The sequence below is a fragment of the Lactococcus sp. AK05 genome, assembly GCF_041026685.1.
GTDB lineage: Bacteria > Bacillota > Bacilli > Lactobacillales > Streptococcaceae > Lactococcus > Lactococcus lactis.
Genome location: NZ_JBFTEI010000001.1, coordinates 330390 through 348979, shown reverse-complemented (window position 1 = coordinate 348979; position 18590 = coordinate 330390). Strand labels below are relative to the sequence as shown.

Annotated in this window: 15 protein-coding genes; 1 reads left to right on the top strand and 14 read right to left on the bottom strand. The window is 35.4% G+C overall.

What is annotated here, in order from left to right; genetic code table 11:
* Window positions 1–108 precede the first annotated feature (108 nt).
* The 10 genes from AB6B24_RS01695 to AB6B24_RS01650 form a co-directional block, all read right to left on the bottom strand.
* Window positions 109–1494, bottom strand: coding sequence for a PTS ascorbate transporter subunit IIC (locus tag AB6B24_RS01695; RefSeq protein ID WP_058204844.1), 1386 nt, complete (start codon window positions 1492–1494; stop codon window positions 109–111).
* 60 nt (window positions 1495–1554) lie between these two features.
* Window positions 1555–1854 (bottom strand): PTS sugar transporter subunit IIB, encoded by a 300-nt coding sequence (locus AB6B24_RS01690; protein ID WP_012898229.1) that lies wholly within the window; start codon window positions 1852–1854, stop codon window positions 1555–1557.
* Between the two features lies 1 nt (window position 1855).
* Entirely contained in the window at window positions 1856–3799 is a 1944-nt protein-coding gene (locus AB6B24_RS01685) for a PTS sugar transporter subunit IIA (RefSeq protein WP_311803060.1), read from the bottom strand.
* A gap of 174 nt (window positions 3800–3973) precedes the next feature.
* Window positions 3974–4615 carry a bifunctional 4-hydroxy-2-oxoglutarate aldolase/2-dehydro-3-deoxy-phosphogluconate aldolase gene (locus tag AB6B24_RS01680; RefSeq protein WP_311803059.1) on the bottom strand — a complete coding sequence of 214 codons (642 nt, stop codon included), beginning with the start codon at window positions 4613–4615 and terminating at the stop codon, window positions 3974–3976.
* A 2-nt stretch (window positions 4616–4617) separates the two neighbouring features.
* A complete protein-coding gene (locus AB6B24_RS01675; RefSeq protein ID WP_311803058.1) occupies window positions 4618–5568 on the bottom strand; it encodes a sugar kinase in 951 nt (316 codons plus the stop codon).
* The gene (gene uxaC / locus AB6B24_RS01670) at window positions 5565–6983 is read right to left on the bottom strand and encodes a glucuronate isomerase (protein WP_311803057.1); all 1419 of its coding nucleotides are present in this window, start codon (window positions 6981–6983) and stop codon (window positions 5565–5567) included. The genes AB6B24_RS01675 and uxaC overlap by 4 nt, the downstream gene beginning before the upstream one ends.
* A complete protein-coding gene (locus AB6B24_RS01665) occupies window positions 6980–7873 on the bottom strand; it encodes an aldose 1-epimerase family protein (protein ID WP_311803056.1) in 894 nt (297 codons plus the stop codon). The genes uxaC and AB6B24_RS01665 overlap by 4 nt, the downstream gene beginning before the upstream one ends.
* A gap of 59 nt (window positions 7874–7932) precedes the next feature.
* On the bottom strand, window positions 7933–9459 hold the full coding sequence (locus AB6B24_RS01660) for an MFS transporter (protein ID WP_311803055.1): 1527 nt from the start codon (window positions 9457–9459) through the stop codon (window positions 7933–7935).
* A gap of 184 nt (window positions 9460–9643) precedes the next feature.
* Entirely contained in the window at window positions 9644–10720 is a 1077-nt protein-coding gene (gene uxuA, locus AB6B24_RS01655) for a mannonate dehydratase (RefSeq protein WP_098393347.1), read from the bottom strand.
* A gap of 288 nt (window positions 10721–11008) precedes the next feature.
* On the bottom strand, window positions 11009–12643 hold the full coding sequence (locus AB6B24_RS01650; RefSeq protein WP_311803054.1) for a mannitol dehydrogenase family protein: 1635 nt from the start codon (window positions 12641–12643) through the stop codon (window positions 11009–11011).
* A gap of 166 nt (window positions 12644–12809) precedes the next feature.
* Here AB6B24_RS01650 and AB6B24_RS01645 point away from each other — a divergent pair, with 166 nt between their 5' ends.
* A complete protein-coding gene (locus tag AB6B24_RS01645; RefSeq protein WP_047205908.1) occupies window positions 12810–13493 on the top strand; it encodes a GntR family transcriptional regulator in 684 nt (227 codons plus the stop codon).
* 46 nt (window positions 13494–13539) lie between these two features.
* Here AB6B24_RS01645 and AB6B24_RS01640 read toward each other — a convergent pair whose 3' ends face one another.
* From AB6B24_RS01640 to AB6B24_RS01625, 4 genes are all read right to left on the bottom strand, one after another.
* Entirely contained in the window at window positions 13540–14970 is a 1431-nt protein-coding gene (locus AB6B24_RS01640; protein ID WP_010906068.1) for an MFS transporter, read from the bottom strand.
* A 200-nt stretch (window positions 14971–15170) separates the two neighbouring features.
* Window positions 15171–16145 (bottom strand): substrate-binding domain-containing protein, encoded by a 975-nt coding sequence (locus AB6B24_RS01635; protein WP_311805666.1) that lies wholly within the window; start codon window positions 16143–16145, stop codon window positions 15171–15173.
* Window positions 16146–16156: 11 nt separating this feature from the next.
* Window positions 16157–17098: a ribose ABC transporter permease gene (locus tag AB6B24_RS01630; protein ID WP_010906070.1), complete on the bottom strand. Its 942-nt coding sequence runs from the start codon at window positions 17096–17098 to the stop codon at window positions 16157–16159.
* A 2-nt stretch (window positions 17099–17100) separates the two neighbouring features.
* Window positions 17101–18579 carry a sugar ABC transporter ATP-binding protein gene (locus tag AB6B24_RS01625; protein WP_311803052.1) on the bottom strand — a complete coding sequence of 493 codons (1479 nt, stop codon included), beginning with the start codon at window positions 18577–18579 and terminating at the stop codon, window positions 17101–17103.
* Window positions 18580–18590: the final 11 nt, after the last annotated feature.

Below are 18590 nucleotides of genomic sequence, written 5' to 3'. Positions count from 1 at the left end.
TAAAATTTTTTTCTTTTTTTATGTTTTTATATGAAAATCTTTTTAATTTTGGTGGGAAAGGTTGCGGTTGACCTGTTTTATAAATCTTCAAAAAATTTATTTTTTCAATTATAATTCTTTGCTTTTTGAATTAATTTTATCTCTTCTATTCAAAATCAAACTCGTCATTAATACAATCAAGAGAAAAATTATTATAAAGGAAATTAATGCTATTGATCCAGCTTTGCCAATTACCCCAAGCAATCCTCCTGAAACAATATAATCTGAATCTGCAAAGGTCGATGCAGAATTCGCTCCAAACGAACCTAAGGCAGGCAGAATTAATAGTGGACCCCAAGCTAGCAGTAATCCATTCGCTGTTGAGCCGATAATCGCCCCACGCAAACCTCCAAAAGCATTGCCATAAACTCCTGCTGCTCCTCCACAAAAGAAGATACCAACAACACCAGGAATAATCACAGTTGTTCCTAAGCCAAGCATTATTAGCATAGAAATAACTCCAACAATAAATGAGACAAAAAATCCAATTAAAACAGCATTGGGCGCATAAGGAAATACTATTGGAACATCTAATGCTGGTTTGGAGTTAGGAACAAGCTTTTTAGCAATCCCTTGAAATGCTGGAATAATTTCTGACAAAATCATACGAACACCTTGAAGAACAACCACAAATCCTGCTGCAAAAGTCCCTGCTTGAATGACCGCATAGACAATATAATTAGTTCCAGCAGACAAAGCTGGACTTTCAACAAAACGAGGACCTGCAATTAAAGCTAAAATAATATAGACAACCATCATTACTAGAGAAATAGAAACAGTAGAATCTCTCAAAAACCCAAGGTTTTTAGGGATATTTAATTTTTCAGTTGATTTTTCTGGATCCTTATTTCCAAATTTTTCTCCAAGCCAACCGGATAGAGCATAGCCCATATTGCCAGTATGGCCCATTGCAACTCCATCATTACTAGTGATCTTCCGCATATAGCGTTGAGTTAGAGCGGGTGTGATTGTCAGCAATGTTCCTTCAAATATTCCTCCTAACAAGATTGTCAACCAACCATTTCCTAGTCCAGCAGAAATAAGTACAACAGCTGACATTGTTGATACATAGAGCATTGCTTGCCCAGTCAAGAAAATATATTTAAATCTTGTAAAACGTGCAAGTATTACATTGACAATAAATCCCACAATCATAATTAAGGCTGCGGGTGTTCCATACTTCACTAATGCTAAAGCAACCACCGCTTCATTGGATGGCACAACTCCCTTAGCATTAAAGACATGTTGAAACATCGTTGCAAAGGGATTCAATGAGGTAACTAATATCCCCGCACCCCCAGTCAAAACCAAAAAACCTGCAAATGTTTTAATTGAACCTTGGATAACTGTACTTGCTGTTTTTTTCTGCAAAATCAATCCCAACATTGCAATTAATCCAACTAAAAGCGCTGGAGTAGTTGCGACTGATACAATAAAGTTTAAAATACCATTCATTTTATTTTTCTCCTCTAGTCTAGAAAAATTTTGTACTTTATAGATTCGATTTATTTTTTCTTATTGATGACTTATGTTATTTTCATCAAGCACTTTATAAAGTGCTTCACGCGCAACTTCTTTATCAATAATTGACTGAAGTGGCATAATTTTTTCTGTGGGAATATTAGGAAGAGCAGATACTAATGTTGCCTCAACAAAAAAATAATCCGCTGCATCTGGTGTTGCTGACCCAACATCCATATGCTCCAATTCGAAATTATCAATATTTACTCCTGATTCTTCTAATAATGACTGAATGTTCATTTGAACCATAAAACTCGTTCCTAACCCAGATTGACATACACATGCAAATTTCATATTATTTTTCTCCTTCTTCTTCTTCTAAAAGTATTTGTTCAACTTCTGTTGCATTTGTTGCTGCAAGTAACTGACCCAAGTATTCTTTATTTGATAATATCTTAGTAAGTGTTGACAAAGCTCTAAGATGGGTCTCATTATCAATAGCTGCTAAAACAATAAAAAGTTTAATTTCATGCTTATCATCGTTCATTAACTTTACTGGATGTTCACATCTTAAAAATGACATTCCTATTTTTTTGACCCCTTCCTCTGGGCGAGCATGAGGAAGGGCAATTCCCAATCCTAAGTCAATATAAGGGCCGAAAGCTTCTACTTTATCAATAATAGCTTTGATATAACGCTCTTCAATTTCATGTTTATCAAGAAGGGGTTGTGCAGCTAATTCAATTGCTTCTTGCCAGGTCAATTCTCTATTGGTAAAATTTATTTTTTCTTTTGTAAGTAAATCTGTTAGCATAACTCCTGATAGTTTCCCTTCTTTTCTAGTACGATTTAATTTTTTTTCAATAATTTTTATTAAATCCAGTTTACTTGCTGGTTTTTTTATAATAATGTAAGGTTCTATTGAATCTAATATAGTTTGAGCAGATGGTTTTATAAAACCTGGGAGCTGAAAATCTTGCAAAACTTGATTATAGAGCTTGTTTTCTTCACGCTGTTCTGGAAAAGCTGACATAAGATAAACTTTTTTGTCTGACTTTACAGGAACTGTTGAAAAAATAATATCATATGAATTTATAGGTAATTTTTCAAAGTGAGAGACTCGAGCACTCAGAATAAATTCCATTGTCGGGAATAAACTCTCTAGTCTTTTTTGCATAATTAAACTCGAACTAATTCCATTTACACACAGTACAATTGCTTTTAATGATTTACCTGAGTACTTATTTTTATAAATCTCTCCACCAAATAAAATGACAAAATAAGCTTTCTCAGATTCTGAAATTTCACCGACCTCTTCTTTTAATGGTTGAAGGACGTTATCCATCAGTAAAAACAAGGAGTGGTACTCTTTTTTTATCCGTTCAAGCAGGACATTTTTTAATTCAAAATGATTTTTTAATCGATAGTATGCAGGAGTTAGGTGAGCTAATAGTGCCATAAAGGTCTTTGTGAAATCATCGAATTCAATTGCTGCTAGTTTCATAACATTTTCCATAATGTTAAAGGCCATTCGGTATAAACCGTTGTCTTGCTCAATTGTATTTTTTCCATCCGACATCCCAATAATTAATGATTTGAGTAGCTCATTAATATTTTCACTCCCCTTTTCAAAACCTCTACACTTGAGCAGACTTGTAAACAGTAATGTCGAAAGATATCGACTATAAACAACCTCAATCTGTAGTTCTTGCATTATCTTTTTCAATAGCTGATTATTCTTAAAAATAGTTAATGGATCTTTATCATTTAAAACTTTTGATAAGATATAAAATCCTGCATACTCAGATAAATTTTGCAAATAATACCAAGCCTTCTCCTGTAAAATTTTCTCCTCAAAATTAAGGTAAAATCCTTTTTTTCTTGAATATTCAATCTGAATATTTTTGCTCATAAGCTCCTCTCTAAGTTTTTTTAAATCACTTAAAACCGTATTTTTACTTACTTGAAGATATTTTTGAAAAAGAGCTATTGAGAGGGAAGATTCATTTGTAAAAATAAGTAGATATATAAGGGAACGTCTTTCAACTTCTGATAAAATAAATGTCTTTTGATTGATAGAATAACGAGTTTCTTCAAAATTTTCTATTTTATCAAAAATTGCTAAGCATTCATTTTTATAATCTAATTTTTTTAAACCTTGATTTTCAAATTTTTGATTAAATTCCTCCAATATTCGATAAAATTTTTCTTTATCTAGATCAGTGATCTCCAATATTCGCTCTAATTTCCATAATTTATGTTTTGAAAAAAAGAGAATGTCTAAATCATAATTAATCATAAAAACGCTCCCTTGTATTTTTTATTATAACTCAATTATTTTACCAAAATATAGCGCTTACAGCCCAAATTACTTTTACTAAAAAAAAAATAATTGGACTGAACTTTAGAAAATAAAAAAACTCCAAAAAATGAAGTTTTTTATTATTCAAAAGGGAAAATTAATAGCTGATTCTTATTTCTTAGCTGCCTTAAATGCTGCCATAAATTTCTTGGCATTTTCAGTGACCGCACTATAATTGTTGTTGGCTGCTGGAGCTGTGACCCCACCTCCAGCACTTACAGCTACTGCTCCTGCGGCGAACCATTCAGCAACATTATCAACATTTACCCCTCCCGATGGAAGGATATTAATATAAGGAAATGGTCCTTTTAAGTCTTTTATCATTTTGGGACCTGTAATATCACCTGGGAAGAGTTTGATTAACTCTGACCCATATTCTAAAGCTTTTTGAGCTTCGAGTGGAGTTAAAATTCCCGGAACATAGGGAATCTGATAAAGATTACATATCTTGGCGACCTCTTTGTTAAAACTTGGACTGACAATAAATTGAGCCCCTGCAACAATGGCCAAACGAGCAGAAGTCGGATCTAAAACTGTCCCTGCTCCGATCACTACATCTGTTCCTAGATACTTGGCTACCAAATCAGAAATAACTTCGTTAGCTCGCGGGACTGAATAGGTCAATTCGATAGAAGTGATTCCACCTGAGACGACAGCTTCTACGATTTTTAATGCTTTTTCGCCACTCTCAGCTCGGACGACCGAGACGACTCCTGATTGAATCACTTTATTTAATAATTCTGCTCTTTGCATGACTACATCTCCTTGTAAAATGCTTTCAATTCTTCTTTTGTGGGATAACCTTCACTATCTCCTGAGCTTTGAACTGCTAATGCTCCAACGGCACAGGCGCGCTTGACAGCTTCTTTTAAGGTTTTTCCTTCAAGTAAGGCAGACTCAAGACCAACGGCGAATCCGTCTCCTGCTCCAACCGTATCAACAACTTTTGCTACTTTAAATCCAGAAACAAAATATTGTTCACCATTTTTTAATTTTACAAAAGCACCGTCAGCGCCTAATTTGACAACTACAATCTTTGTGAGAGGGCTTTGCTCAAGGTAAAAATCAGCGATTTTTTCTGGTTCAGATGAACCGGTCAAGATTTCACCTTCATTTATTCCTGGCAGAATGATTTGACTTTGCTTTGCTAAATCATTGATTATTCTTATCATTTTTTCTTGATTATCCCAAAGTACAGGTCGTAAATTTGGATCGAAAATGGTTAAAATATCTGCTTCATTTAATTTTTGATTGAATCCTTGAAAAGTTTTTAAACTAGTTTCTGAAAGGGCTGGAAAAATTCCTGAGAGATGCGCAATTTTTATCCCTGATAAATCTAGAGCTTTTAGTTCAGCAATAGATAAATTGGCCGCTGCAGAATTTTTGCGATAATAATCAACTTTTGGGTCGCCCTCACTTACTTTTTGTTTTAAATAAAAGCCTGTTGAATAGTTTTTATCTTTGGTGAGATAGGTCGTTTCAATCTCCGCTTTTTTGACTGACTCAATAATAAAATTCCCAAATGAATCCTCTCCGACTTTAGAAATATAAATTCCTTTATGTCCTAGACGACTCAAACCAATCGCAACATTTAGCTCCGCACCAGCTAAATATTTGCTGAAATGCTCAGCTGCAGCTAGACTTATATCTTGATTTTCTGAGGCAAGAACGACTAAAGGTTCGCCAAGTGTTATAAATTCAGTCATTGCTTAGAGTCCTCATCTTTGAAAAATCCAAAATAATCATGCACATTATTATAACTAATATCTTCAATCATTTTTCCAACAAGTGCTTCATTATCAGGGATTCTACCATTTTCAATCAATTGTCCAACAAAATTACAGAGGACGCGACGGAAATATTCATGACGTGGATAACTTAAAAAGCTCCGTGAATCTGTCAACATTCCTACAAAATTGGACAATAAACTTTGTGAAGCAAAAATCTCTAATTGGTTTTCCATTCCTTTTTTGGTGTCATTGAACCACCAACCAGCTCCAAGTTGTAATTGTTGCACTCCTTCACCTTGAAAACAGCCAATCATTGTGGCTAATTCAAGCCAATCATTTTGATTAAGGGAGTATAGAATGGTTTTTGGTATCGTTTCAAGTTCTGCTGCTTTGCTAAAGAGTTTGGTTAATTCCTCAGAAATATTAGCTTGAGTTCCCATGCTATCAAATCCAGTATTTTCACCAATTTTACTTAAGGCTGGGCCATTGATAGAACGGTTGACGTTAACATGGAGTTGCATTGTCCATTCAAATTTTTTATTTAATTTCATAATTTCAAGGATTAATGCTGTAATGTATTGATTATATTCTAGGTCTGTTAAAGTTTGATTTTCTTTGGCTTTCTGAAGGATAGAGTCTAAATCCACATTTTTAGTTTCTGCAAAAGTATAGGTAGATAAGGAATGGTCAGACAAACGTCCATCAAGGCTTGTGAAAAATTCAAATCTTTGTTCAAGTGCCTTAATCATCGTCTTAAAACCTTTTATTTCAATTCCAGAAACTGCTGACAGCTCTGTCAAATAGTCTGCAAAATGTCCGTCAGTAATCGAAATTAAATGGTCTGGTCTTAAAGCTGGCAAAACTTTGAAATCTTTTTCCTCTTTGGCTAATAATTCATGATAAGAAAGCGTTGAAACAGGGTCATCTGTTGTACAAACAACTTTTACCTGTGAATTTTTAATCAATGCGCGTGGTCTGAAATCATCTGTGGCAAGCATTTGGTTCGCTTCATCCCAAATTTCTTTGGCTGTCTCGCTTGAAATCAACTTATCAATATGGAAAAATCGTTTTAATTCCAGATGAGTCCATTCATAAATTGGATTACCAAATGATTTTTCAAGTGTTTTAGCAAATGCTAAAAACTTTTCATAATCATCTCCATCTCCAGTAATCAATTTTTCAGGAATGCCATTCGCACGGAGCAAACGCCATTTATAATGATCCTCACCTAGCCAAATTTGTGTTAAATTTTCATATTTTTTATTTTCATAAATTTCTGCGGGTTCAAGATGGCAATGATAATCAATAATTGGCATTTTTTCTGCATGTTTGTGAAAGAGCATCTTGGCACTTTCATTCGTTAGTAAAAAATCTTCTGATAAAAATTTCATGATTCTCCTTTATTACTATTAAAAGTTAATTCAACTTCGTAAGTTTTTGATTCATTTGATTTTAAGCTGATATTTCCTTCTTTTTGCAAGAGTTCTTGTTTTTGATTGAGAATATCAGGCAGTCCTTGGAAGGGTTCAATACAGAGGTAAGAAAGATTTTCGTCTTCTTTCGTCCACAAGCAAAGATAAGGAAAATCCGTCATTTTCATGGTCATTTGATAATCTGTCTCTTGTGAAAAAAGTTTCACCTCCTCGATTTTATTGTCAAAAATGACGAGCCCTTTTTCAAAGAACTCTCTTTCAAGTGGAAAATTACTGACAGCTTTATTAATTTCTATGATTTTTCCTGAACGAAAAGGAAATGGATTTTTGACAATTTCAAATTGTTTTAAAGTCCTATCTTTAGTTTCAAAGGAAATCTGGTAATCTTCAAAATTTGCTGACAGGTTAAAAGCTGGATGAAATCCTAAGGCAAAAGTCAATTTTTTTACTGACAGATTTTTTATTTCAAATTGAATCTTCAATTTTTTACTGACCAGTTGATAAGTGACTTTTAATTCAAATTGAAAAGGGTAGGATTGATAAGTTTCCTTGTTATCTTTTAATGACAAACTTACCTGATCTTCTTTCTGGTCAATAATTTCAAAGAAATAATCTGAAGCAAACCCATGTTGTTGCATCGGATAAATCTTCTGGTCCAACAAATATTCATCATCAGTTGAACGTCCAATAGCCGGAAATAAAATTGGGGCATGTTTTGGCCACTCAGAACCATTCCAAATAAAATCAAATTTATTTTTATTCTCAATTACATGAGTTAATTCAGCCCCTTTTGGATTAATTTGAATAGTAAGCTCATTATTTTTTAGTGTTAACAATTGATTTTTCATCGTTTTTCTCCGATAAATTTAGTGACAGCGCCTGTCACTAAACTTTTAAGCTTTTGTCATTAAATGTCTGCTTGGTCAGGCCAACATTTTTCGTAAGGATGACCTGTCAGTAATTCAACGACCTGACGTGTTTCAAGAGTTACATCAGCTTTTGAGCCACCTTCTTCAAGACGTTGCAATTCTGCTTTTAAAATATCATGATTGGCTCGATTAAGTTTAAAGGTGCGAGCTGCAATCAATGCGGCCGCTAACATTCCAATTGGAACAAAGATGAAAATCAACATAATTCCGTGTTGAATGCCTATTGGCGTATTTGCATGAGTCGTCATTGTTGTGGAATTAAATCCAATTTCTTCAAGAGCCCAACCAGCAATATATGTTGCAAGTGCCCCTGTTGATTTACGAAAGAAAGTCATGACAGAAGCGTATACGCCCGCTTTATCGCCATGTGTAAAAATTCGGTCAACATCGGGTATAAAAGGGAAAACATTCCAAGGAGTAAATTCTAAAATTCCTCGTCCAAGTTGATAAATAATGGAAACAATCACAAGCATCCACATTGGATTATTAATCCCTGTCAAATAGATAACAAAATAACCTAACATGGCCACAATAATCGCCAAATAACTCAAAGTAAATAAATATTTCGGACCACGAGTGACCATTAATTTTACTGCGGCAATGGTCGATAGAATACCAAATGCTGAGAGTGCTTGGAGAACCCACGGAGCATTGGCAGATGTTCCGGACAATCCAATCACGATAAAAGTTGGGAGTAGTGTAGAATAGAAATCTTTTCCTGTAAATGAGAGGAGATAAACCAATAAATGTTTTCTGAATGATTTATTTTTGAAAGTGCCAAAGTAATCTGTCACTGTTTTTTTCATAAATCCACTAAATCCAAGTCGTGGTTGAGCATCTAATTCTGCTAGAAATTCTGGAGTTAAAGGACGTTCCCAGCTTGCTCGCCATGAAGTGAAAATGGCAATGACAAAAATGACTGTCCAAGTAATTCCCGTATAAAGATAAGCATTAGGATTATTAAATGACTTAAGTACAGCTAAGGTAAAGAAGACAATGGCCGTTCCAGTTGCTGAAATAAACATTCGACTCCCTGAAAGAGTGGTTCGTTTTTTATAATCAGGCGTCATTTCCGTAGGCAAGGTTTCCCAAGGAATTAAAATCATGGAAATCGCTACCTCAATAGCAACATAAACCCAAAGATAATATTGCCAACTGCTAGTTGAAATCCAAAACATTGGAAATAAAATCGCAAATAATATTCCGCCAAGTGCAATAAAGAAATGACGTCGGCCATATTTTCGTCCTAATCTTGTTCGATAAAAACGGTCAGTAATTGCCCCAAAAAAGAGGGACCAGATGGCATCAATAATCCGACCAATTCCCAAAACTGCTCCTGTAAAAAGAGGACTAATTCCTTGTGAAAGAACAAAGACAAAGATAACTCCTGAAACAATGTTATTCCAGCCTCCGCCCATTAAATCAGTCAAACCGTAAAGAAGACCACGCCTTGTATTGATTGCTTTTGGGGTATAAACCCATGAAGTTTTTTGTTTTTCTGCCATTTTAAACAGATTCTCCTATTTTTATATTTTTGTCAGTGAAAATTGACAAATTTTCCATAAACTTTGTTAATTTGTGAACTTTGTGAAACGCTTACTCCAACGTTTTAGTTTTAGCGGAGAGTATTCTCCGCACATTTTTTTCACAAAAAGTTCTTTAAAATAGATTTCTTCATATCATTTTTATTTACTGATTCGTTTTCTCAAGCGCCTCCCAAAGCCCATTAAGATAACTTGCTCCAAGTGCTCGGTCATATAAACCGTAGCCTGGGCGTCCTGTTTCTCCCCAAATCATTCGACCATGGTCTGGACGAATATAGCCATCAAAACCATTATCATACATGGCTTTCATTATTTTATACATATCAAGCGAACCATACTCCGACATATGAGGAGCTTCGTAAAAATCTTTTTCACCACTTGGCAAAAATTTAATATTCCGCACATGTGCAAAAGGAATTCGGTCTCTTTTGACAAATTCAGCCATAATTTCATAGACATTATTAGCTGGATCTTCAGCAATCGACCCCGTACAAAGCGTAATCGCGTTTGACGGACTATCTACAACATTACATATCCAATCTAAATCTTCCCGATTTTTCACCACCCGAGGAAGCCCAAACATAGGATAAGGAGGGTCATCAGGGTGAACCGCCATTTTAATCCCAACTTCTTCACATGTAGGAATGATTGCTTTTAGAAAATAAGCAAAATTTTCACGCAATTTATGCTCATCGACATTTTTGTATGCCTCAAAGAGTCCTCTGACTTCTGATAATCTTTCAGGTTCCCAACCTGGGAGTGAAAAGCCACCATCAGCTGCTTGAACGCGGTCAATTATTTCCTGAGGGTTTGCTGGAATATCTCTAGCAACAAAAGCCATAGTTTGTGAATTATCAGCTAAACGATAATCCAAATCTGATTTCAACCAGTCAAATACAGGCATAAAATTATAGCAAATCACTTCAATCCCAAACTCAGCAAGATTTCGAATCGTTTCTTTATAATTCTCAATATATTTATCACGAGTTGGCAAGCCAATTTTGATATCATCATGAATATTGACAGATTCAATTACTTTTAAAGTTAAACCTGCGGCTTCAATTTCTTCTTTAAGTGCTTTGATTCTCTCCTTTGGCCAAATTTCTCCTGCTGGAATGTCCATAATCATTCCAACGACTCCTTTAACACCTGGAACTTGGGCAATTTCAGAAAGTTTTATCTTATCTGCATTTGAACCAAACCAACGCATTGTCATTTCCATTTTTTTATTCCTTTATCTTATTTATATAAAATCAAATAGCGTGCTGTAGCTTCCCACCAAGCGGTAAGACCAGCTGAAAGTTGTACGTCAATGATTTCGTAATTTTGATTTTGCAAATCTGCCAAAACTTTATCTAAAGCTTGATTAAAAAGTTGGTCAGTTTTTTCTTTTCTGAATTTGGCAGAAATGGAAAACTGATAGCAGTATTTTTACTGACAGCTCAAAATTAAACATTCTGTCAGTAAATTTTCAGATATTTTTTACTGACAGTTCTAAATAAGTAGCCTGTCAGTAATTTTTTCCGTGTTCTTTTAGGACGATTTGCAGTGTCTTAAGCACTGCTCCTTTGCCTTGAAGCATTTGCTCAAAGTAATTTTCAATCTTTTGAGCTAGCCCTGTTTGGTACATCTCATTTGGAAAAATTTGGTGATTAGATAAGATAGGTTTTAGAATTTCATGAATTTCTTGCTGACTACCATCTAATTTTACCTCGGCAACAAAAGCTTGCAACTCTTCAAGAAGAGGGTCAGGACTTGGAGAAAAACTTTCTAACTCATCATTAATTCCGATTAAATAACGGCACCAAGCAGCAATGACTAATGGAATAAATTCCAATTCTTTAACAGAAAATCTTGGATTGGCAATATAGTGTCCAATCGTTACGCCATAGCGAACAGGAATTTTTTGTGACGTATCTGCCGCAATTCTCTGTGGTGTATCTGGAATATTTTTATTTGGTAAACGTTTAGTCAATAACTGGTCAATAAAATCTTTCGGATTGATAATTTTCGGATTCTTAACCACAGGCAAAGCCTCGCCATACCCCAAATTCTTAATGAGTGCTAACAAATCTGGATTGGCAACTTCTTCCCAAATTGAATGATAATCTAATAAACTTCCAAAAATAGCTAAAGCGGTATGCAAGGGGTTCAAACAAGCGGTAACTTTCATCTGATCAGCATCATTGACTGTTTCACGATCAGTCAAGATAACTCCAGCTTTTTCTAATGCCGGCCTGCCATTTGGAAAAGTATCTTCAATCACTAAATAATGAACTTCTTCCGTATTACCAAAAGGAGCAATATTTGTATGTTTTTGACTATGTAAAATTTCTGTTTCCTCAAAACCATCAGCTGTCAGTAATTTTGCAACTTTTTCAGACGGATTGGGTGTAATTCGGTCAATCATTGACCAGGGGAAACTAACTTTTTTAGGATTGATAAGGTAATCATAAAAATCTTGTTCTACGATTTCATTTTCCACCCAAGCTTTAGCAATGGTCAAAATCGCTTCTTGTAACTTCAAACCATTCTCTGAAAAATTATCTGTGCTCACCATGGCAATCGGAAATTTACCCGCTTTAAATCTTGCATAAAGGAGATAAGTAACGGCTCCCATATTGGTTTTGGGCTTGCTTCTTCCTTGCGTATCTTCAAGTGCCAAAGGCGTCAATTGATCTTTTGAATCCCGTAGTGAATAACCTTTTTCTGTAATCGAAAAAGTTGTCAATTGCAAAGACGGATTTTCAAAGACTTTTGTTAAATGAGCCCAACCCTCGGTATTTTCTGCATTAAAATAAAAACTTTCAGCAACACTCGCAATCAATTCTTTGTCAAAAGTTCCATCTGATTTCATTGTCACTGACAGAAAACGATTATTATAAGCCCGATAGATTTTATCAATTACCTCATCATCATAAGTTTCGGCCACAATAAGACCTGAGTTGAGTTCTCCTTGATTGAGTAAGTCTTGGGCGACCACCGCATGGAAACATCTAAAAAGATTTCCTCCACCAAAGTGGACCCAGACTGGATTATCAGCTGTTGACTCTATAACTTTGTCTTGATTAAAGTTAGGAATTTTAATTTTTGCTTTTTTAAATTCCTCATCTTTTATCAAATAATCATCAAGCAATTTCACCATGATTTCTCCTTTAAATCCTGAAAGTGATATATCAGTTTTTCTTCTACAGAAACTAGTATATCACTTTTTAGAAACCGTTGTCAAGAATATATTAAAAAAAAGACATTATTTTAGAAGAATACCTTTATTATTTGACTTTATCGCCCCTCTGCTCTATAATTACAGAATGAATGAATTGAATTTTAATCTACAGAATCAGGCCTACAAACAAATTACAGGCAAAATTCTCAGGAATGAATATCGTCCTGGACAAAAAATTTCACAAAAAAATATCGAAATTGATTTGCAATTAGGCCGAACTCCTGTCAGAGAGGCACTTCTTCGTTTACGTCGTGATGGACTCATTTACAGTATCCCTCAGTCAGGAACCTACGTCACAAAAATTGATTTAGATGCTGCCATCAATGCTCGATTCATTCGAGAAAATTTAGAAGCAAAAATCGTTTCCGAAGCCGCGTCTTTAGAGAATAATAATCTTTTACTCAATCAAGCACGTGATGCAATTGAACTTCAAGAACGATATGCTGCTAAAGCAGAATATCACAATTTTTTTAATGCTGATGAAGAATTTCATAAAACTTTTTATTTAATGACTAACCATGCCCAAGTCTGGGACTGGCTTCAAACCATTAATATTCAGTTCAATCGTTTCCGTTGGTTACGTCTTGCGATTTCTGATTTACCATGGAATACCTTGATTGAGCAACACAAGGAAATACTCTCCGCTGTTGAAAATCATGATGGAGAACAAGCTGTCACAGCAGCTGCCAAACATTTGCACTTGATGTTTGACGAAGAAATGGCAGTTTTACAAGCTTTTCCTGAATACTTTGATAATTTACCCGAATAAAAAACTCTGCCGGAATTCCGACAGAGTTTTTTTATAAGTAACTCATTTATTTTACATTTTTAGAATCTGGAATTAAAAATGAAGTAAAGAAAGCAATAATAACAAGAATCAATCCTGTGACAATTCCAGAAATATAACCAGAACTACTTCCACCAACACTGGTATGTAAAAGCGTTGGCACTGCGTACAAGATAATGAAACTGATACCAGCTCCTAGATTAAACATTCCTGCATTTAAGCCCGGAAGATAACCTGGATTATCCTCTGGTGAAAGCACGATTCCCAGACCATTTAACATAATATTTGTTATTCCAGCATAGGTAATCCCAATGAAGGTAGATACCAACAATAAAAGCCAGATTGAAGGTTGTAGCACTCCAACAACGGCCAAACCAATACCGATAATCGTCGTTAAAAGTCCAACCCGAAGGACTTTTGTAAAGCCAAAGCGAGCAGCCAAGAATCCTGAAACAGGTCCAAAGAATAAGCCAGCAAGCGCATAAGGAGTAAGGGTAACAAGAGAAACCATATCTGCCCCAAGTCCCAAACCAAACTTACCATCTTGACCCAAAGCTGGAATAATACCATTCATAATTGCAAAGACACCAGTCATCGTTAGGAGAGTTGTAATTAATAACCCCCAAGTTCTTCTTTGTTTCAAATAATGAATAGGAACCATTGGATGATTCACTCGTTTTTCAACTTGCCAAAATCCAACAAAACAAATCAAACCTAAAAGAGCCAAGAGTGAAGCTAAAAGCCAATTAGGAAGTCCAAGATTTCCAAAACTTCCTTGCAAGGCATTCACCGCGCTCAAGAGCGCACCCATTGCCACAACTAAAAGAATGACTCCGCTCCAATCCATTTTTGGTGTATCTTTTGCAGTTGACTCTTGCGTTCCAAAACTTACTAAAAGAATAGCAAGTGCCGCAGTAATTCCCATAACAAAAAATACAGAACGAAATCCACCATGACTTACTAGCCAACCACCTGCTAATGCATCAACCCCAGCAATTCCACCATTGATTGAAGTGAGTATGGCCATTAATTTTGCATATCTCTTCTCATCACGCACTTTCACATGCAGAATAATTAAACAAAGCGGAACCACAGGGCCAGCAGCACCTTGTAAAATACGACCAATCATCAAAATCCCCACATTTGTAGCAAATCCTGAGATAAGACAACCAATCATTGTCAAAGTAAGCATTCCAATTAGAACTTTTTTTCGTCCAATCAAATCCGCCAAACGAGGCAAAAATAGAGCAAATAAGGCCGCAGCTGTAAAAAAGATGGTTTGTGTTAGTGCTATAGACGAAGCTGTCGTGTGTAATTGGGTCTGCATGGTAACCAAAGCAGGCGAGAGCATTGAAGCATTGAGCTGAAAAGCAAAGATTGCTACCAATAGGGCCACCATTAAAGCCACTATTGAACCCGCATTATCACTAGATTTTTGAGGAACAGTATTTTCTCCCATTTTTTCTCCTTTTTTTAGAGGATAAACTCTTTTTAGTTTTACAAACCTAAAAGAGCCCCAGCTATCTATTATATTATAAATTTTACTTTTTGCGAAGTTTTAAAATGTCACTTGGACAAATTTATATTTTTATTCATTATTCATCTTTATTTTTAAAAATAAAAAAACTCTGTCCTAGCGACAGAGTTTTTGTTTTTATACTACCATTGGTGCTCATCAACATTATCTTTATCCACAAGATAGATTGGCGAATTTATCATATGTGCTATTTTTTTACCTTGATAATAATCATAGGTAGCTTGCAAAGCCATTTCACCAATTTTAGCTGGTTGTTGAGCAATCGTTGCGGTCATTGTCCCTGCTTTTATGGCATCATGTGTTTCAGACTCACCATCAATTCCAAAAATGGCTATTTTTTGTCCGGTGGATTGCACAGCTTTAGCTGCTCCCAGTGCCATTTCATCATTTTGCGCAAAGATTGCTTGGACGTCTTTATGAGATTGGAGCATATTTTGAGTCGTATTTAAGCCAGTTGTTCTGTCAAAATTAGCTGATTGACTGGATAATATATTTAAGCCTAAGGTCTTAGCTTCACTATTAAATCCTTTGCCACGGTCTATTGTTGCCGAAGCGCCTGGCGTTCCAGAAAGTTCCAGAACTTTTACGTTTTTCCCAACCAATTTTTCAACGGCTTGAGCCGCCATTTTTCCAGCGGCCACATTATCAGAGGCAACGGTTGTTAAAACTGTTCCACCATTTGAACCTCTATCCATTGCAATCACTGGGATATGCGCATTGTTGGCTGCTTTAATGGCTGGAACAATGGCATCAGAATCTACAGGATTAATTAAAATCGCATCCACATTTTGGCTGATGAAATTTTGAACATTATTTAATTGTGTTGCAGAATCATTTTGGGCATCAGAAACCGTTAATTTTGTATTTTTTTCTTTGGCCATTGATTTAATCGCATTGTTCATTGAAACAAAATAAGGATTGTTTGTTGTCGAAATAGAAACACCAATATTTAATTCATTTGGTTTCTTATGCGTTACCTCTTCTACTTTTTCTTTTCCATCACGGCCTGGGATGCCGGTATAAAGACTACATGCGGTCAAAGTTGAGACTGCTAAAGTAGCTACAAAAGCAAAAGTTAATTTTTTTATTAATTTCATGTTCAACTCTCCTATTTCCGTTTGCTACGAATGACATCGATAAGAACTGCAACGAGAATAACTAATCCTTGGATGACTTGTTGCCAAAAGGCTGACACACCAATTATATTTAAACCATTATTTAGAACACCAATGATTAATACCCCAATCATCGTCCCAAACATACGCCCTTTCCCTCCCATTAGAGAGGTTCCCCCAAGGACAACGGCAGCGATTGCATACATTTCATAGCCAGATCCTGCTTGTGGCGTTGCTGATGACAAACGAGAACTGATGATTAAACCAGAAATTGCGGACATTGCTCCAGATAAAGTGTAAATGGCAATTTTTACTTTATTTAGTTTAATTCCTGAAATATAAGCAGCTTTTTCATTACCACCCAAAGCATAAACTGATTTACCAAAGGCTGTTTTATGAAGCAAAATCCATAAAACAATGAAAACAAGAATCATTAAAATAACAGGGAAAGGAATACCCAGTAAATAACCTTGTCCAATATAGGCTAAGAAATAGCCATCCATGTGTTTAGTAATTGGATTACCATCAGTAAAAACAAGGGTTGCTCCGCGGTAAACCATTTGAGTAGCTAAAGTTACAATGAAAGGTGCCAATTTCCCATAGGCAATAAGTGCACCATTGATCGCTCCGAGAAAAGCACCAATGATTAACGCACAGACTACTGCTAGCGGTAAAGGCATTCCTTGGGCTATAAAACCTGCGGACACTGCACTTGAAAGGGCTAAAATTGCGCCAACTGACAGGTCAATTCCTGAAGTTAGAATTACGAAGGTCATCCCAAAGGCAATAAATCCATTAGCCGTGACTTGTAAGAGTAAATTTAGCAAATTATTTGCCGTCATAAAGTTGGGATTGATACATGTAATGATAATCATCAAAACAATCAGAGCAATCATTGTCGTTAAAGAACTGAATTTTTGAGATAGAGCTTTCACACTTATTGTCCTCCTGTTGCGAGCTGCATCACATTTTCTTGTGTTGCTTCATTTTTGGCTAAAATTCCTGCTATTTCTCCTTCATGCATCACTGCAATTCGGTCTGCAACACCAAGAATTTCGGGTAAATCACTTGAAATCATAATAATTGGAACACCACGTTCAGCAAGTTCATTCATTAATTGATAAATTTCACGCTTGGCTCCCACGTCGACTCCTCGTGTTGGTTCATCTAAGATTAAAACTTTTGGCGCAATGCCAATCCATTTGGCAAGGACAACTTTTTGTTGATTTCCTCCAGATAGAGAACCAACTATTTGTTCTTCATCTGTCGCTTTAACATTAAGACGCTCAGAGAGTTGTTTAACAAAAGTTGTTGCTGTTTTATCGTCAAAGAAGCCATGATGAATAAAATCCTTTGTACTCGGAAGAGTAATATTATCTTTTATTGAGAAATCAAGAACAAGTCCTTCATCTTTTCGGTCTTCTGTTAAAAAGCCAATTCCTTCTTTGATTGCTTGTGCCGGGTTATTGATAGTTAGACTCTTTCCATTAATTTTTATCGTGCCTGATTTTAGCTTATCAATTCCAAAAATTGCTCGCATGACCTCAGTTCTACCAGCTCCCATGAGTCCTGCAAATCCGAGAATTTCACCTGAACGAACTGAAAATGAAATATCTTTAAAAGATTCTGCCGATAAATGGTCGGCTTCAAATACAATTTCTCGAATTTCAGCATTTTTTTGGGGATAGTAATCTGTAATTGACCGACCAACCATTTTTCTAACTAATTCATCAACATTGGTTTCTTTCGTCTTTTGTGTATCAATGACTAGGCCATCACGCATGACAGTTACACAATCTGTGATTTTAAAAATTTCTTCCATTCGATGAGAAATATAAATAATTCCAACCCCTTGATTTTTTAGACCAGCAATAACTGAAAACAATCTTTCTGTTTCTCTTTCGGTCAATGCTGCTGTTGGTTCATCCATAATCAAAATTTTTAAATCAGATAAAAAACTTTTAGCTATTTCAACCATTTGTTGCTGACCAACTGATAAATTACCAATTTCTTTGTCTAAATCAATTTTTACTCCCAGCTGTTCAAAAGCAAAATTTGCTTTTTTTCGCATGGCCTTCGTATCTAAAATGCCAAATTTATTTTTTATCTCTCGTCCTAAAAAAAGATTCTCTAAGACTGTTAAATCAGGCCAAGTATTCATTTCCTGATGAATAAAACTAATTCCAAATTCTTCTGCTTCCTGAGGATTTTTAAAAATTTTCTTTTCACTGTCAATCTCAATTTCCCCACCAGAAGCTGGAAATAGACCAGTTAGAATATTCATCAAAGTAGATTTTCCAGCCCCATTTTCTCCCAGTAAGGCATGAACTTCTCCTGAATTAATCGTTAAATCAATTGCTTCAAGAACTTTATTCGTTCCAAATGATTTAGAAATGTTCTTCATTTCTATTTTCAAAATTGACCTCC

Bases quoted from the DNA above. Each gene is read 5' to 3' on its own strand.
- AB6B24_RS01695 (WP_058204844.1), bottom strand. From the start codon at position 1,494: ATGAATGGTATTTTAAACTTTATTGTATCAGTCGCAACTACTCCAGCG.
- AB6B24_RS01690 (WP_012898229.1), bottom strand. From the start codon at position 1,854: ATGAAATTTGCATGTGTATGTCAATCTGGGTTAGGAACGAGTTTTATG.
- AB6B24_RS01685 (WP_311803060.1), bottom strand. From the start codon at position 3,799: ATGATTAATTATGATTTAGACATTCTCTTTTTTTCAAAACATAAATTA.
- AB6B24_RS01680 (WP_311803059.1), bottom strand. From the start codon at position 4,615: ATGCAAAGAGCAGAATTATTAAATAAAGTGATTCAATCAGGAGTCGTC.
- AB6B24_RS01675 (WP_311803058.1), bottom strand. From the start codon at position 5,568: ATGACTGAATTTATAACACTTGGCGAACCTTTAGTCGTTCTTGCCTCA.
- uxaC (WP_311803057.1), bottom strand. From the start codon at position 6,983: ATGAAATTTTTATCAGAAGATTTTTTACTAACGAATGAAAGTGCCAAG.
- AB6B24_RS01665 (WP_311803056.1), bottom strand. From the start codon at position 7,873: ATGAAAAATCAATTGTTAACACTAAAAAATAATGAGCTTACTATTCAA.
- AB6B24_RS01660 (WP_311803055.1), bottom strand. From the start codon at position 9,459: ATGGCAGAAAAACAAAAAACTTCATGGGTTTATACCCCAAAAGCAATC.
- uxuA (WP_098393347.1), bottom strand. From the start codon at position 10,720: ATGGAAATGACAATGCGTTGGTTTGGTTCAAATGCAGATAAGATAAAA.
- AB6B24_RS01650 (WP_311803054.1), bottom strand. From the start codon at position 12,643: ATGGTGAAATTGCTTGATGATTATTTGATAAAAGATGAGGAATTTAAA.
- AB6B24_RS01645 (WP_047205908.1), top strand. From the start codon at position 12,810: ATGAATGAATTGAATTTTAATCTACAGAATCAGGCCTACAAACAAATT.
- AB6B24_RS01640 (WP_010906068.1), bottom strand. From the start codon at position 14,970: ATGGGAGAAAATACTGTTCCTCAAAAATCTAGTGATAATGCGGGTTCA.
- AB6B24_RS01635 (WP_311805666.1), bottom strand. From the start codon at position 16,145: ATGAAATTAATAAAAAAATTAACTTTTGCTTTTGTAGCTACTTTAGCA.